This window comes from Flavobacterium piscis, from assembly GCF_001686925.1.
Classification (GTDB): domain Bacteria; phylum Bacteroidota; class Bacteroidia; order Flavobacteriales; family Flavobacteriaceae; genus Flavobacterium; species Flavobacterium piscis.
In genome coordinates this window covers 392,263-409,340 of sequence record NZ_LVEN01000035.1, presented here as the reverse complement: position 1 = coordinate 409,340, position 17,078 = coordinate 392,263, and the positions used below count along the sequence as shown (strand labels likewise).

Here is a 17,078-nt window from a genome sequence, read left to right as displayed (position 1 = left end):
CTTTGAGTTTCTAACTACAACCAATTATAAGGATGGAAAAAATAGAGCACATCAATTACATCAAATCTCCCATTGCAGAAGTGTATAAAGTACTAACCACACAAAAAGGCCTGGCTGGAGTGTGGACAACAGAATTGATTGTAAAGCCGGAAGTGGGTTTTATCAATGAGTTTGATTTCGATGATAATTATGATACAAAAATGAAAGTGGTCGAATTGTCTCCCAATAAAAGAATCCTATGGGAATGCGTGGCCTCTGATCCGGAATGGATTGGTACCAAAATTTCATTTGACCTGACAGAAAAAAACGGAGTTACCTCTGTTGTTCTCAAGCATTTGGACTGGCGCGAACTGACCGAGTTTTACCAGTGGTGCAATTATAATTGGGCCATGTTTTTGTTAAGTCTAAAAAGTTATTGCGAAGATGGGGAAGGAACGCCATATCAAAAGCGAAAATTTTAGTGTCATTCAGTAAGAAGAAAATGCAATATTGATTATATTATTAAAGCTTCATCAGTAAAATAGGGACATTTTTTTCTGATTAAATATATATCACCCCGCTGGGGTTTCTCTCCACACGGCAAAATAGATTCTATAAATATCCCGTCCTACTGGGCAATGTTATTAAATTAGATTGTGTTCCATCGGAACACCTCATCGGTAGAAAAAAAATGCATCGTGAGAAACATCGTCCCATTGGAACGTTTGAGAAATTGTATATGTTTTTACCAATTATTATCTATAAAATCAAACGTTCCTAGGGAACGTGAAAAAATGCCGTATTTATTGGGCTACCAATGAAATGTTCCGATGGAACAAAAACAAATTGATATAATATTGTCCTTAACAAATTGTCCCATTTGATTTTTTCTTAACTTAATCAAATTGTCCGCTGGCACTATTCCTTCAGTGAATCAAGCTCCATCGGAGCGTCATATTTATAGTAATATATAAGTCCCTGACACTATAGCTCCATCGGAGCGATATATAATTTCCTTCTGATTAATGACATGCTATTCCTAATGAGCTTCTTTTTATTGTATTACATTCAAATTTTTAAACACAGATTTCGTAATTTCTTTTCGGCAATTGCCAAAATTAGAAGCGTTTAGTTTTCTGTCTTGCAAAAGGCGTGTGGCAAAAAAGTAAGCTCCGTTTTTATTTTCGATGTAACCCACCCACCAGCCGGTATTGATGTCGTTTTCTCTGGTCCAGCCAGTTTTGGAGTGAATGGTATAATCATCGTTTTGTTCGGTTATCATTACTTTTTTTACGATATGTATGTTACGCTTAGAGAAAGGCAATTTTTCTTCGTAGAGTTTTTTAAGGAACTCCACCTGATTGATAGGTGAAATTCCGAAGGCTCCAAAATTCCAAAAATCGGGATCAGTTTGCGAAAGGTTTATGTTTCCGTAATGACAAAGCGTTAAATATTTTTTGTAATTGTCCTTTCCAATTTTCTTTGCCAATTCAATAAAAGCCCATCCTGCCGAAACTTCAAAAGCTTCTTTTACGGTTATGTCGTGATAGATATTGGGGCGATAATCGTATTTTAGAGTATCGGTACTTCCCGGCCATTTTACGATGTCATTCTCGCTTGCAATGGTTTTTGTTTCAAGGGCAATCAGTAAGTTGATAATTTTGAATGTTGAAGCAGGCAATGTTTCTTTTCTTGTAGCAACAGTGTCAGACAAAATCCAGGTGTGATTTTTATTGTCATAAATCGCAATAGCGCCTTCGACATTACATTCATCAAAATATTTTTTAAAATCCTGACGCACCAAAACCTCATCATTTTTTGATGTAAAATGATTGTCTTTTCTTTTTGTTGAACAGGAAAAAAGAATTGCGATAAAAAGGATTCCAAAAACAAATTGTGTCGATTTCATATTGATGCTTTAAAATATTAGTCGGATTTTAGAAAAAGTTTTTCGCCACGAATTTCACGAATTTTCACTAATTAAAATATTCAAATGGATATTAATTATTATGCGCAATTAACATAAAAAATTCGTGCTCATTCGTGGAATTCGTGGGGAAAAAAAACTTGTAAAGTCTTTTTTAAACTTTAAAAATCAATTTCTTTTTATAAAAAACCCATAAGATGCAAGACCAAAATATAGCATATAAAATAGCATAAGCCAACGACGCATTCAACGGATTTTCGAACCAGGTTGCAATTCCGTATTTGTAAATCGACGTTTGAAGACTAATTTCTTCTGAAGCTATTTCCGGACTTTGTACCTTAATTGCACTTAAAGCTCTCGGAATAATTCCTGAAAAGAAAAACACAATCATAGGATTTACGCCCCAGATTAAAAATAGTTTTGTCCATTTTGTATAGTTTGCAACATCTATTATATAATATAAAAGAGTTAAACAGATTGTAGCAATTCCGGCCGTGTATAAAACATACGAACTTGTCCAAAGCGATTTGTTGATTGGGAAAAAGGTGTTCCAGAGTAAACCCAAAGCGACCAAAACAATTCCTGTAATAGCTAGTTTTTTTACAATTTCGATTTTGGTGATTTGCATGTTTAGTATTTGACCAATAAACATTCCCATGATTCCTGTACCAATGGCTGGTAAAGTGCTCAAAATTCCTTCAGGATCCCAGGTTTTACTAGAAGCCCATAAATGTCCGTTTAAAAGTAAATTGTCTAACCACGCAGCCAGATTAGTTCCTTTGTCGAAATTGGCGGGGCCGAATCCCGGAACCGGAACAAAAGCCATCAAAATCCAGTAAATCAATAAAATCGAAGCAGCAACGATAAGTTGCGTTTTCAGGTTTGTTTTTAAATATAAAATAGAAGTAAAGAAATATACAATTCCTATTCGTTGCAGAACGCCAGGAATTCTTACGTCTTCAAAAGCTTCGATTCCGCTGTAGGCTAAGGATATTAGTATGGCAAAAATCCCTACTGCGAGATAGGTTTTGACTTTTAAAGTAAAGTTGCCTAAAAGGGCATAAGCTACTGCAAAAGTGATTAGTAATCTCACGATTAATAACGGAATTCCTTCTAAACCAAATAATTCGAATCGGCTGAAAAAAGCGAGAAAAAATCCCAAACAGAAGATTCGTAACGAACGAACCATAATTTTATTAAAAACCGCCAAATCAAAATGTTTCGTTGGCATTGCAAACGGAATCGCGGTTCCCATTATAAAAACGAAAAAAGGAAATACTAAATCGGTAGGAGTACATCCGTGCCATTCGGCGTGTTCTAAAGGCGGATAAATAGAGGCCCAGCTTCCCGGATTGTTGACAATGGTCATCAATAAAATGGTAAATCCTCTAAATACATCCAGTGATATTAAACGTTCTTTTGTCATTGGTTCGGTTATTTTTTTGGTTTCGTTAATTATCTAAAAAAAGAGAAAATTGGGATTGTTTTTTTAATTCGGAAAAGAAATTTTTCCCATCGATACGGATGGAATTCTTTTTCGTGGGCCAAAATCAGAAGTACCTCCGGAAACGGTTTCATTGGCTAAAATGGCAAATAATATGGCTTCTTTTGCATCGCCTGAAATGCCTAAAACATCGGTATTTTCAAAAGTACAAGGCAATAATTCTTTTAGCCAACCCACTAATAATGGGTTGTGCGCGCCTCCGCCTGACATATAAATGGTGAAAGTTTCAGGAGAATACTTGGTATTGTTTATGGCCGAATGTATAGCTTCTGCAATTGTTTCTGCGCTAAATCGGGTTAATGTTGCTAATAAGTCTTCGATAGTAATATTTTGGGTATTGCTTTGGGTTTGCGCTTTTCGAACATAGTCAATACTAAAAAGTTCCGGACCTGTAGTTTTAGGGAAAGGCTTAACAAAGAATTCATCTTCTTTTAAAGCTTTTAGAAGAGCAGAATTGACATGGCCTTGTTTCGCAATTTCGGCATCTTTGTCATACGATTTTTCAGGAAAATGAAGTCGGGTCAAAGCATCAATTAGCGTATTTCCTGTTCCTGTATCGGTAACAAAAACTTCTTCGGGATTATTACTTGAGGGCAAATAAGTAAAATTAGCAATACCGCCCATATTGAGCATAATGCGGTTTTCGTCTTTTTTTCCAAACAAAAAGTAATCTCCGTAAACGGCCAATGGTGCTCCTTCGCCGCCGGCAGCAAGGTGTTTTTGCCTGAAGTCAGAAATGGTTATAATGCCGGTTTTTACAGCAATATGATCTCCGTCGCCAATTTGCAAAGTACCGTTTGGAAATTTTTCCTGCTGATGCAAAATTTTCGGAGCATGAAAAACAGTTTGTCCGTGGGAAGCCACCAAATCTATTTTTTCAGCCGGAATTTTCCAATGGTTCAAACGATCCAGAATAATATTGGCATGAAGAATTCCGATCCATTCATTCAATAAAACCAAATTCTGAAAATCGATAGTGGGTTTGGCAAATACGTTTCTGATTTCGGTTTTTGCTTCTTCAGAATAATCAACGGTGTCAAATTGAATTAATCGCACTTCCGTAGTGTCGCCTGAACCTGAAATTTCGCATAAAGCCACATCCAAACCATCCAATGAAGTACCAGACATTAATCCGATAATAGTTCGTGATGGTTTTTGGGCAATTTTATAGAGTGATTCCAGATTTGCATTCATAACATTGTTTTTTTTTAAGAAAATTATTCTTCGTTGTGTATAATTATTTTAAACAGATAGAAACATAGATTTTACAACTCAAAATAGGCGTTTCAATTGTTTAAAATACACATATCCAGCTATGCGAAAGAAATGTATTTCTTTTTTGAATTCTTTTTAAAAACAGAAAACTATGTTTCTATGTGTTTAAAAAAAATGCCCACTTATAAGCCAACTCGTATTTTTTTATTTTATAATAGCTTCCTGAATAATTTGCTGAATTTCTTCTCTAATTTTTCCTTTTGCTAATTTATTCTCATCGCCATTTGTTCCCGGATAGGTTCTGTTGGATAAAAATACATAAACAATTTCTGTTTCAGGATCTACCCAGGCGATGTTTCCTGTAAATCCGGTATGACCAAAACTTGATGGCGATACACAAGCACAGGTTGGTCCGTCTTTACCAATTCGTTTATCAAAACCTAAACCTCTCTGAACGCCTTGATTGGCATAATAACAAGTATTAAAGGCATCAAATGTTTGTGGAGAGAAATATTCTTTATTACCGTAATTTCCTTTTTGCAAATACATTTGCATCATTTTGGCAACATCCATAGCGTTAGAAAAAATTCCGGCATGACCGGCAACTCCGCCTTCCATTGCTGCTGCCATATCGTGCACATAACCCTGAATAACCTGATGCCTGAAATACGTATCAACTTCGGTAGGGGCAATGTTGCTTTTATCGAATTTATCTAACGGATTGTAAAGCGTATTGTTCATCCCCAGTGTGCTGTAAAAATTCTGTTGGCTCAGATCTTCCAGTTTTTTATGCGTTTTTCTTTCCAGATATTCTTTTAAAATGATAAAAGTAAAGTCGCTGTATTTGTATTCTTTTTTAAGCGATACCGGACTATCGGCAATGATTTTCATGATCGTATCGTGATAATCATTTCGAATGTAAAGGTTGTCTGCCACTTTTGTGGTAAAGTCAGGTCCGGCAATTTTACGATAGTATTTTTCAGAAGGTTTTCCCTGATTGTCTAAAGTGGCTTTATAAAAAGGAATCCAAGCCTGAAGTCCGGCATAATGCGTTAGTAAATCCTTGAAAATGATGTTTTCTTTGTTTGTTTTGGCAAAAAACGGCACCATATCTTTCAATTTGGTATCGAGATTTACTTTTTCTTTATCGTACAATTGCATCACGTTGGGCAATGTCGAAATCATTTTCGAAATAGAAGCAACATCATATAAATCGGTGTTGGTTACTTTTTTCCCGTTCTCATAAGTTTGATTTCCGTATGATTTCTGAAAAATTACACTTCCTTTTCTGGCCACCAAAACCTGCATTCCCGGCGCCATTTTGCCGTCAATTGCTTTTTGCGCCACCGCATCGATTTTTGATAGAATGGCGGGATTCATATTCACATTTTCCGGAGCGGTAAAAGCGAGACGATTCAATTTTTCGGTCGTTAATCCGTCATTTACTTTGAATGAAGTATTGATGGATACCGGCAGTTTTCCTTTGGCTGCAATAGCACCAAAAAGTAATTCGGCAGAAACGACCTGACTGATATCTGAATTTTGGTACGAAACCACCAAGCCTTCAATATCATCAAAATCAGAAATGGACAATAATGAATAAGGCTTCGCAAAAATGTCGAGAATTACGTCGTTGTGTTTCGCAATTTCTTTCAGCCAAAGCATTTCGGTTAAAGTAAATTCTTGTTTTTCCCAAGGTTTATTTACTTTATGAAAGCTGATAATTACCTTGTCAAATTTTCTCAATTCCTTATTCAGGCTGTCAAGATTGGTGTCTTTAACTTCTGTTATTTCGGTATATTTTTTTAATGTAGAAACAAAAGTACTGTTCGTATCATCGCCTAATTTTACGTAGGCAATTTTTTGATCGAGTTCTTTTATAGGCAATATTTCCTTTTCATTTTTTAAAACAGTAATGGCGTTTTCATACAATTGATAATGCAGCGCATCATTTTGCGACGGATTAAGATCCGTATAAATATTAGCCATATCAATTGGCTTGTAATGATTTAATCCTGCTTTGAATTTATAATGCAGTATTTTTTTTACCGAATGTGCCAGGCGTTCCTCAGTAATCACATTTTCATTATAGGCTGCTTCCAGTTTTTGCACCGCTACGGGAATATTTTCAGGACAAAGTAAAATATCATTTCCGGCAAGAATTACCGCGATTTCTAAATCTCCGGGACCTTTAAAATTACTGGCGCCTTTCATGGCCAAACCATCTGTAAAAATTAAACCTTCAAAACCTAACTCTTTTTGAAGCAGGTTGGTCACTACATTATAAGAAGCCGAAGAAGGCATATTTGGAGTTGTTTCTAAACTTGGAATATTAAGATGCCCAACCATCACCGAAACTAAACCTTCATCAAATATTCTTTTGTACGGATATAATTCGATTTGCTCCAGTCTTTCTTTCGAAAAAGTAACCAAAGGCAAAGCTTGATGAGAATCTGTTGCGGTATCGCCATGTCCGGGGAAATGTTTTCCGGTACTAAAAACGCCCTGACTTTGTACGCCTTTCATTAAAGCAATCGCTTTTTCGCTTACATTAACTTTGTCTTCGCCAAAAGAACGGTTTCCAATTATTGGATTTTTAGGGTTGGTATTGATATCTAAAACCGGAGCAAAATTAAAATGAATTCCGATTCGTTTGTTTTCGTTGGCCATATTTCGACCCACTTTCTCAATTAAATTCAAATCCTGAATCGCGCCCAAAGTCATATTCCACGGATATCGGTAAGTAGAATCCAATCGCATTGCCAATCCCCATTCGGCATCAATTCCTACGAACAAAGGCACTTTTGCTTTCGATTGGTACAGATTGGTCAATTTCGCCTGACGAACCGGCCCGCCCTGAAAAAAGATTACTCCGCCTACTTTATAATCCTGAACCAGTTTATTGACTTCGTTTACGTGAACAGAATCTTTATTCGAATAAGCCGAAATCATAAACAATTGACCTACTTTTTCACGAAGTGACATTTTGTTGTAAATACTGTCGACCCAGGCAGTCTCTTTATCTGAATCTTTGAAAAAAGTCTTTTTCTCAGATGTTTTTGGAGCCGTATAAACGACTGTATCTGTAGTAACGGGATCTGTTTTTAAATCTTTAATTGTATTGTTTTTTTTTGAAACGCCACAATTGGTGATTAAAAATAAAAATGAAGCGCAAAGGCTGATTTTTATGATGTAATCTTTCATGTTTATTATTTTTTGGGCAATTGAAATCTTATTTTTTCAAAAAGTTTCAATTGATTATTCAATAGAGTTGTGTTTTTAAGGTGGTTTTAAAAACTTATTTTTTCAGTGCTGCGGGAACTTGTCAGGTATAATCCTAAATACGTTATGAGTCCGTTTAGTACAATTAATTCATTATCAAAAACATATCCTGAAAATAACATTGCTGAATTTTCATTGATTAAATACGTGAAGAAAGGCGATAATAAACAAATTACCGGAACAAATTTATCTTTTACATGTCTTGATTTCTGGAACAATCCAAAAGCGTATAATCCTAATAATGGACCATAAGTATAAGACGCCACTTTGAAGATCATTCCAACCACTGAACTATCGTTGATCGAATTGAAAATTAGGATGACAAAGAAAATCAATGCAGAGAAACTAATGTGAACTAAATGTCTTGTTCTAACGGTATTTTTCTTGCTGTTTTCGGCTTTATCCATACCTAAAAAATCAACGCAAAAAGAAGTAGTTAAAGCTGTTAAGGCAGAATCTGTCGTAGCAAATGTCGCTGCAATGATTCCTAATAAAAATACAATTGCCGGAATTGTAGCCAAATGATTCAGTGCGATTTCCGGGAAAAGTAAATCGGTTCTTGGTTTGCCGGTTACTAAATCAGTAGGGATTGCGATGCCGTTTTTGTTGGCATAGATATAAAGTAAAGCACCAACACTCAAAAAGAAAATGTTGATTACAACAAAGATTCCTGTAAAAGTGAACATGTTTTTTTGTGCTTCGCCAATGTTTTTACAGCTCAGGTTTTTTTGCATTAAATCCTGATCCAATCCTGTCATGGCAATGGTTACAAACATTCCGCCTAATATTTGTTTGACAAAATGGAATTTACTTCCCAGAAAATCATCAAAGAAAAATATTTTAGAATAATTACTGTTTTTTACTTCTTCGAAAGCGCCAATCGCACTTAAATCCATACGGTCGCAGATGAAATAAATGGTAAGAAAAACAGAGGTTACCAGAAAAAAAGTCTGTAAAGTATCGGTTATAATAATCGTTTTTAAGCCGCCTCTGTATGTATAAGAAAAAATTAGCAACAATGAAATCAAAACTGTAACGGCAAACGGAATATGATAAAAATCGAATACAAAACGCTGTAGTACAATCACAACCAAATAAAGTCGGAACGCCGAGCTTACCGTTCTGCTGATCAGGAAAATAGACGCTGCGGTTTTATAGCTATAAAAGCCCATTCGTTGCTCGATATAGCCATAAATCGAAGTTAAATTCATTCGATAATACAACGGCAATAATAATTTTGTGATTACTATAAAACCTATTGCATTACCCAAAACAAACTGAAAATACTTGAATTGCTCGCCACTTGGTGCGCCAACTTCTCCCGGAACAGATATAAAGGTTACTCCTGAAAGTGCCGTTCCTATCATCCCAAAAGCAACCAGATACCATTTTGAGTTTTTATTGGCGGTAAAAAAAGCATCATTTCCGCCGTCTTTTCTACTCACCCGATGCGAGATGTAGAATAAAGTTCCGAAATAAATGATGATAAGAAGAAGGATGGTACTTGGTGTCATTGTATAGTTTTGGTAGTTGGTTCTTAATGAATTTTGGTGAATCAAAAGTGAATCAAAGATGAATAAAACGGTTGATTAAACCTAACAGTCCCGAATTTTCGGGATAAAAACCTGTCATGTTTGGTTCTAGTTTTCCTGATTTTTGCTTTGAGACAATAAAACGGCTCTTACGCTTTTGTGTTTTTGCAGTAATTCTTCGGCTAAATCATATTCAATTCCAAGTTCTTCCATAATCATCTTGATGCCGCGTTTTACCAGTTTTTCGTTTGACAATTGCATGTCTACCATTTTGTTGCCTTTTACTTTTCCTAACTTAATCATAACCGAAGTAGAGATCATGTTTAAGGTTAGTTTTTGGGCTGTTCCGGCTTTCATTCTCGTGCTTCCCGTTAAGAACTCAGGTCCTACGATCAATTCGATAGGATAATCGGCTTCCTGCGCAATAAGTCCGTTGCTGATGCACGAAATACTTCCGGTTTTGATGTTGTGTTCTTTTGCTTTTTTCAAAGCACCTAAAACATAAGGCGTGTTTCCTGAAGCTGCAATCCCAATAATGAAATCCAGACTTGAAATTTCAAATTTAGCTAAGTCCTTCCATGCTTGTTCAGTGTCGTCTTCGGCGTTTTCAACTGCTTTTCTAATGGCAGTATCTCCACCGGCAATTATTCCGATAATCATATCATGCGGCACGCCAAAAGTTGGAGGACATTCTGATGCATCCAAAATTCCAATTCGTCCCGAAGTTCCTGCTCCAATATAAAATAATCTGCCGCCCAACTGCATTTTTTTCACAATCGCTTTCACCAGTTTCTCAATTTTAGGAATCTGCTCTTCGATAATATGCGGCACTTTTTTATCTTCTGTATTGATATTCGTAAGAAGTTCTTTCACGCTCATTTGATCCAAGTCTTTGTACAAAGATTCTTGTTCAGTTTCAGGATTTTTATTTTTCATTTTTCTTTTTTTTTGATTTTTGAAACCAAAGTTGGTTTAATAATTCGGTTTCGATATTTTGCAATTAATTGGTTTGTCTTTATAAGCAGGGTGTGATTTTCTTAACACAAGAAACATAGCTTTTATTACTTTAAAAAAGGCGTTTTACTTATTTAAAATGCACATAAGAACTACGTAGAAAAAACACTTGTTTTAATAGATTAGGTAAGCTTTTCTCATTTTTTTGAAGGCTTCTAAATCTTTCTGCCAGCTCTTTCTTATTTCATTTTCAGAAACTCCGCTTTCGATTTGCTGTTGCAGCTTTTTAGTTCCGGCAAGTTTGGTAAAAAAGGGATTGAAGAATTTTGTTTTATCACTAGTATTTTGATAGGCTTTTATCAGCCATTTAAGTTCTAATTGAGTGAGTTTAGGATAGGAAGTTAAATCTTCTCCAAAACATTCTTTTCCGTTATAAAGCGGATCTTTGGCTCCAAAATTTGGTTTTGGAGTAAAAGTAAAATTGGTTTTCTTTAAAAAAGGAGAACCGTAAATTTGAAATTGTTTCTCGGTTCCGCGTCCCATACTTACGTTTGTTCCTTCAAAAAGACACAAACTGGCGTATAGGTTTATCGATTGGTCATTAGGTAAATTGGGTGATGGTTTTGCCAGTAAACTGTATTCCATAGTTCGTTTATAATCGACACAAGGAATAACGGTTAGTTTACATTGAACTTCGTTTTTAAGCCATTTTTCGCCATTGATCATTTTCGAATATTCCCCAATTGTCAGACCGTGAAGTAACGGAATAGGGTGCATGCCCACAAAACTCGTAAATTCTTTTTCTAAAAGTGGTCCGTCTACGATACCGCCATTTGGATTTGGTCTGTCCAGAACAATAAGCGGAATTCCGTTTTCTGCGCAAGCTTCCATTACATAATGCAAAGAAGAAATATAGGTATAAAAACGCGCGCCAACATCCTGCAAATCGAATATCATAACATCGATTCCGGCCAATTGTGCCGCTTTTGGTTTTTTATTGTCTCCGTAAAGAGAGATGATAGGTAATCCTGTTTTTGGGTCTTTTCCGTCTACTACATGTTCGCCTGCATCTGCAGTTCCTCTAAATCCGTGTTCGGGTGCAAAAATGGTTTGTACGGCAATTTTCTTTTCTAATAAGAAATCTACCACATGTGTTTTATCAGATAAAATTCCGGTTTGATTCGTAACGATTCCAACTTTTTTATCTTTCAGTAAAGGCAGGTATTTTTCGTAATTATCAGCTCCGGTTTTAATGGAAGAGGCTGTAATTTCGTGAGGATTATTTTTTGCAGCTTTTTGAAATGAATTAGAATAAGACGGCGTGTAAATTACAGAAGTTACTATAAAGACACTTTTTGCTATGAATTTTATCATTTTAAATTACAGTTTAGTAGTGAGAAGACAAAATTGACTCAATAAAATTATATTATTATTTGATTGGTAGTGTAAGTTTTTTTGATTTGATGATGTAGTGTGGTATTCTGGAAAGGAAAGTCTATGATTTTTAGACCGGTATTTTGTTTTTGTAAGATGCTGCTATGTCTTTTTACAAAGAATAATTTTAAAATACTACCTCTGGTTTTACTTCCCAGAGGTAGTGTATTATTTATGGGTTTGGTAATTGAGGATTACCAGCCCGGGTTTTGTTTTAATGTAACACCTTGGGCTTTATATAAATCAATATCATTAGTTGGGATATTCATTAAATAATGTTTTGGTTCAAAGGTTCTTGTACTTGCAGGATAAATTTTCACATATCCGTTACCATCAACTACAGTTTGTGATCCAACAGGAGTACCAATTCTGGCTCCAAGATTTACGTCAGGATTTTTTGAAGTATCAAGATAATCTCCTTTTTTCCAACGGTAAATATCAGCTTGTCTTAATGTAGTCCAGCTCATGAATTCTATCTGACGTTCACGACGTACTTCCCAGATTAGCGGACTAACAACACCAGAGATTTGCTCTAAAGCTGAGGTTCTTCTTGGATCATTGATTGCTACATTTCCGGCAGAAGCATTGTTTCCGTCAGTAGTCAAAGCAGCAATTCCGGCACGTGCACGTACTTTATTGATCGAAATATCAAGATCGTTATTGGTAGCGGTACCCAATTCAGCACAAGCTTCGGCATAATTTAAATATACTTCGCTTAAGGTAAAGATTGGAGCATCAGTATAATTTCGTCCTCCTGTAGTAACATCAGGACCAGTAGTAGCAGGATTGTTGTACAATTCGAATACATATCCTGACATCGAAACTAAAGCCGTTGTACCAAAAGGTTTTCCTTTGTAACCATAATTTGCAGGATTTACAGTTTTACCAAAACGCGGATCTCTGTTTGCAAAAGTTTTTGTTACGTTATCATCACCAGTATATTGTGCATTTCCGGCTTGTTGAATTGGTAATCCGTTTGTAGTTACGTAACTGTCAGCAGCCCATTTTGTTAAGCCGTATTGAATAGTTGATGTATTGGTGTAGTTTTGAAGAGAGTGCATCAATACGTTTGTTAAATAACGTTTTGCCAATATCACTTCTGTATTTCCAAGTAATTCAACTGAATTGTAAAGTGATTTCCAGTCTGCATTTAATTTATAAGCCGGATTGTTCATTATTGCTAATGAAGCTACTTTTGCTTTGTTAAGATAAGCGCTGCCATCCTGACCTAAATGATATTTTCTGTATGTTCCTTCGTATAAGCAGGCATTACTTAATGCTGCATAAGCTGTGTATTTGTTTACAGTAGCATTTTTATCGTCAGAAACAAGCATTAAGTTTGCAGCTTCTTCTAATTCTGCAATTACTTTGTCCATAACTTCACCCCTTGGTGTTGCCGGAGCATAAACTGCCGGATCTCCCTGAATTAAATATTTATCAGTATAAGGAACATCTCCCATTTTTTGCACTAAACGAAAGTAGGTGTAAGCTCTAAAGAATTTAGCTACCCCAATATAATGGTTCTTTTTCTCAGCAGACATACTCACTGTTGGTATTTTTTCCAACATCAAGTTACAACGGCGAATAAGCGTATAATATTCATTCCAGGAATAAACATTAGTAGTTGCTGCGGTAACCGGCATTTGATAAAAAGTAAAGGCTGATAAGTTATCATCTACTTTGTAATCACTTCCGTGGTAATAGAAAAAAGAAAGTCCGATTGTCGTACCATTTCCGTAACCATAAAAAGTATCATAGTTAAGCCATGAAAATGTTTTTACGTTATCTTCTGATTGCCAAAAGTTTTCATTTGTAAATTTATCTGCAGGGTCATCTGTAAGATAGTCTGAACAACTAACTGCACTCATCGCTACTGTAGCTGCGGCAAGCATTAGCAGAAATCTTGATTTTATAATTGATTTTTTCATTTTAAAAGTTTTGAATAGTTAGTATTAGAAAGCAAGCTCAACACCAAAAGATATGGTTTTGGTATAAGGATACGCTCTTCCCCAGAACACTTCTGTTTCATCAATTTCAGGGTCAACAGGAAGACGTTTGTCTGCCCATGTTACTAAGTTTTCGCCTGAAGCATAAATTCTTACTTTCTCTAAAAAAGCTCTTTTTACTAAGTCTTTTGGCAATGAATATCCAAGAGTAACATTTTTTAGACGGAAATAAGACATGTCTAACAAATATCTTGTGGAGCTGACAAAGTTGTTTGAACCTGAAGTACCTGCGCCAAGAGTATTGGCTTCATTTCCATAATATGGATTTGGCCAGTAAGCCTGAGTATTTTCCGGTGTCCAGTAATCAGCCTGATTCGCATACATTTGCTGAGGTGCACGATAGAAAGGCAATACAGCATCTGAAGCAGCCCAGTAATCACGTTTTCCAACTCCCTGGAAGAAACCGGAAATATCAAATCCGCGGTATTTTCCACCTAATGTAATACCGTATTTGTAACGTGGCGTTGTATTACCAATTTTTTTCAAATCTCCGTGATCGTCTGCAGTTCCTGCACCACGTGTGATCGCTCCGTCTCCGTCAAGATCTACGTAATGAACATCTCCTGCTCCGTATTTAAAGTTACCTACCATTGTTTTAGAATAATCAACACCATTTACTGTTTTTCCGTTGTTGGTAATTACGTCATCAGCCTGAAGAAGTCTGTCGCTGGTTAAACCCCAGATTTGACCAATTTCGTAACCATCATAATAAGGATAAGTAGTAGGAGTAACCAAACCTAATAATTTAGAAGTATTGTTCCATTTTGTAATTACAGATTGGTAATCAGATAAAGCTACATCAACAAATACCGAAGCATTTTCGCTTAAGTTTTTATTAAAGTTCAAAGACAATTCCCAACCTCTTGTTCTCATGTTTCCTGAGTTGGTTTGCGCAGCATTTTGACCAAATGAACCCGGAAGTGTTATACCAGGAGCCAACATTCCTTTTGTATCACGTTGGTACCAGTCGAAAGAAGCACCAAGCATGTTAAATATTTTAATATCGATACCCAAATCTTTGGTGTATACTTTTTCCCAGGTTAATGAAGGATCAACGTTAGTTGGTAAACCTGTAGAAGGAGGCAATGTAGAACCGCTGTTTACCCATGAAGGATTAGCAGAGTTCAGGATCGATAAGAAAGCATTGTTTCCTACGTTTTGATTTCCAATTGCACCAATAGAACCACGTATTTTAAGGTCGTTTAACCAACCGCGTGTGCTTTCCATGAATTTTTCATTCACAATTTTATATCCTACAGAAGCAGAAGGGAAGAATCCCCATTGTTCGTTTGTAGGGAATTTTGAAGAACCATCGTAACGAGCATTCAATTCTAATAAATAAATTCCGTTATAATCGTAGTTGATACGGCCAAAGAAACCTGCAATAGAATACGTTGTTTCGGCCGGATTAAGTGAGGTATTAGCAGATCCTGAAACAAATTGTTCTCCTACTGCAAGATTAAACTCCGGTTTTGATTTGTCTAAAAGTGTATTTCTTCTGGCGTAGTTACGGGAGAAATCCTGCCACTCAGAGTTAAAACCTCCTAAAACCTTGAAACTATGTTTGTTGATTTGTTTTTTATAGTTGGCATAAATATTCACAACATTTGTAACAGACTCTGATTTAGATTGTGCTACATAATCATTTCCGGCTTCAAGAGTTGCAGGAATTGCAGTTTGAATTGTGGTAGCATCGTATGGCATTGCAGACCAGCTGTCCCACGCTAAGAATTTACCACCATTTTGTTTTCTGTTGTAAAAATTAGTTACGCTGCTTACTTCAGCAATCACGTTAAAATCTTTGGTAATATCTGCTGTAAACTTAGCGCTTAATCTGTTGTTGCGTTGTATGTTTTCATTTCTTGATGCATTAGCGATATATCCTCCCGCAGTACGGAAATTATAGCCTCTGTAGGTTCCAAAATTAGGAAAATATTGTCCCCAGCGAAGTGCATATCCAAAATAACCTCCATAACTTGTATCATCAGTACCAGAACCGCCGTAGTAGTTAAATGGCTGGTCGTATGTACTGTTAATAGTCATTACTTTGAAATCACCCGTAAGCCAGTCGGCCAATTTTGTAGTGAATCCTAAATTGATGTTGGTTCTTTGTCTTTGTTCCTGATTTACTCTCAACATACCCTCTTGGTTAGTAAGGGCAAACGAAGCAAAGAAAGAACTTTTATCTCCTAAGTTACCTTGTGCCGAAAGATTGTGAGTAGTTTGAAGCGCATTGTTTGCATACAATTCTTTATTAGCATCCCAAACTCTGTAGAAATAAGGTGTACCATTTTTAATCTCCCAGTCTTCACCATAAACCATTTCATGACTGGTACGATTGTTTGCATATTTTTCTTTCCAGTTTTTAATTCCGGCAAGTAAAGTATTGTAGTTTGCTCCAAAAATCTCCGGTACAGCACCATCGGTACGTGTTCCTGCAGCAATTAGTCCGGGAATTTCTTCTGTTGGATCTAAGAATTTTAAGGTAGAAATAGGATTCACGAAAGCGGTATTGGCAGAATAAGAAAATCTCACTTTTCCTTCTCCGGTTTTTCCTCCTTTGGTAGTAATCAATACAACCCCAAAAGCAGCACGTGCACCGTAAATAGAAGCCGAAGCGGCATCTTTAAGTACCGTCATTGTAGCAATATCATTTGGATTGATAAGTGATAAATCTGTAGGAACTCCATCAACTAATATTAAAGGAGCGTCTGAGCCATTAATAGTTCCGGCTCCACGTATGTTAATATTCGCCGTACGATTGATATTCCCTGAGTTAAAACTAACATTTACACCTGGCGTAGTACCTTGTAATGCTTTACTTACATCTGTAAGAGGTCTGCTTCCAATAGTTTTGGCTACATCGATTGAGGCAACAGCTCCGGTTAAGTTGGTTTTTTTCTGAGAAGAGAATCCCACAATTACAACTTCGTCTAGTTTTGAAGTGGTCTCAGCAAGAGAAACGTTTATTTTTTGCTGTCCTTCAATTTTTACCACTTGTGTCTCAGATCCCATGTAGCTAAAAACTAAGCTTTGCCCTGGTGAGGCTGGGATACTGTAGTTTCCGTCAAAGTCGGTAGTGGTACCATTTTTAGTTCCCTGAATAAGGATACTAACCCCTGGTATAGGAAACCCATCCGCTTTGTTTTTTACAGTTCCGGTAATTGTTTTTGTTTGCCCAAATGTTACTTGAATGAACAAAACCAACAATGAAATAAGGAATAATTTTTTCATGATTATTTGGT

At 36.2% G+C, this 17,078-nt stretch carries 10 protein-coding genes; 1 reads left to right on the top strand and 9 read right to left on the bottom strand.

What is annotated here, in order from left to right:
* Nucleotides 1-32 precede the first annotated feature (32 nt).
* Nucleotides 33-461 (top strand): SRPBCC family protein, encoded by a 429-nt coding sequence (locus tag FLP_RS16560; RefSeq protein ID WP_065450631.1) that lies wholly within the window; start codon nucleotides 33-35, stop codon nucleotides 459-461.
* A 572-nt stretch (nucleotides 462-1,033) separates the two neighbouring features.
* Here the strand turns inward: FLP_RS16560 and FLP_RS16555 are convergent.
* The 9 genes from FLP_RS16555 to FLP_RS16515 all read right to left on the bottom strand — a co-directional run bounded on the left by FLP_RS16555 (nucleotide 1,034) and on the right by FLP_RS16515 (nucleotide 17,067).
* A complete protein-coding gene (locus FLP_RS16555) occupies nucleotides 1,034-1,888 on the bottom strand; it encodes a penicillin-binding transpeptidase domain-containing protein (protein WP_065450630.1) in 855 nt (284 codons plus the stop codon).
* A gap of 172 nt (nucleotides 1,889-2,060) precedes the next feature.
* Nucleotides 2,061-3,332 carry an acyltransferase family protein gene (locus FLP_RS16550; RefSeq protein WP_065450629.1) on the bottom strand — a complete coding sequence of 424 codons (1,272 nt, stop codon included), beginning with the start codon at nucleotides 3,330-3,332 and terminating at the stop codon, nucleotides 2,061-2,063.
* Between the two features lie 63 nt (nucleotides 3,333-3,395).
* A complete protein-coding gene (locus FLP_RS16545) occupies nucleotides 3,396-4,604 on the bottom strand; it encodes an anhydro-N-acetylmuramic acid kinase (RefSeq protein ID WP_065450628.1) in 1,209 nt (402 codons plus the stop codon).
* Nucleotides 4,605-4,829: 225 nt separating this feature from the next.
* The gene (locus FLP_RS16540) at nucleotides 4,830-7,829 is read right to left on the bottom strand and encodes a serine hydrolase domain-containing protein (RefSeq protein ID WP_065450627.1); all 3,000 of its coding nucleotides are present in this window, start codon (nucleotides 7,827-7,829) and stop codon (nucleotides 4,830-4,832) included.
* An 86-nt stretch (nucleotides 7,830-7,915) separates the two neighbouring features.
* Nucleotides 7,916-9,421 carry a sodium:solute symporter gene (locus FLP_RS16535; protein WP_065450626.1) on the bottom strand — a complete coding sequence of 502 codons (1,506 nt, stop codon included), beginning with the start codon at nucleotides 9,419-9,421 and terminating at the stop codon, nucleotides 7,916-7,918.
* Nucleotides 9,422-9,547: 126 nt separating this feature from the next.
* A complete protein-coding gene (murQ, locus tag FLP_RS16530) occupies nucleotides 9,548-10,375 on the bottom strand; it encodes an N-acetylmuramic acid 6-phosphate etherase (protein WP_065450625.1) in 828 nt (275 codons plus the stop codon).
* A 192-nt stretch (nucleotides 10,376-10,567) separates the two neighbouring features.
* Nucleotides 10,568-11,767: an exo-beta-N-acetylmuramidase NamZ family protein gene (locus FLP_RS16525; RefSeq protein WP_065450624.1), complete on the bottom strand. Its 1,200-nt coding sequence runs from the start codon at nucleotides 11,765-11,767 to the stop codon at nucleotides 10,568-10,570.
* Nucleotides 11,768-12,021: 254 nt separating this feature from the next.
* Nucleotides 12,022-13,755 (bottom strand): RagB/SusD family nutrient uptake outer membrane protein, encoded by a 1,734-nt coding sequence (locus tag FLP_RS16520; protein ID WP_065450623.1) that lies wholly within the window; start codon nucleotides 13,753-13,755, stop codon nucleotides 12,022-12,024.
* Nucleotides 13,756-13,779: 24 nt separating this feature from the next.
* Nucleotides 13,780-17,067: a SusC/RagA family TonB-linked outer membrane protein gene (locus FLP_RS16515; RefSeq protein ID WP_065450622.1), complete on the bottom strand. Its 3,288-nt coding sequence runs from the start codon at nucleotides 17,065-17,067 to the stop codon at nucleotides 13,780-13,782.
* Between the last annotated feature and the right edge of the window lie 11 nt (nucleotides 17,068-17,078).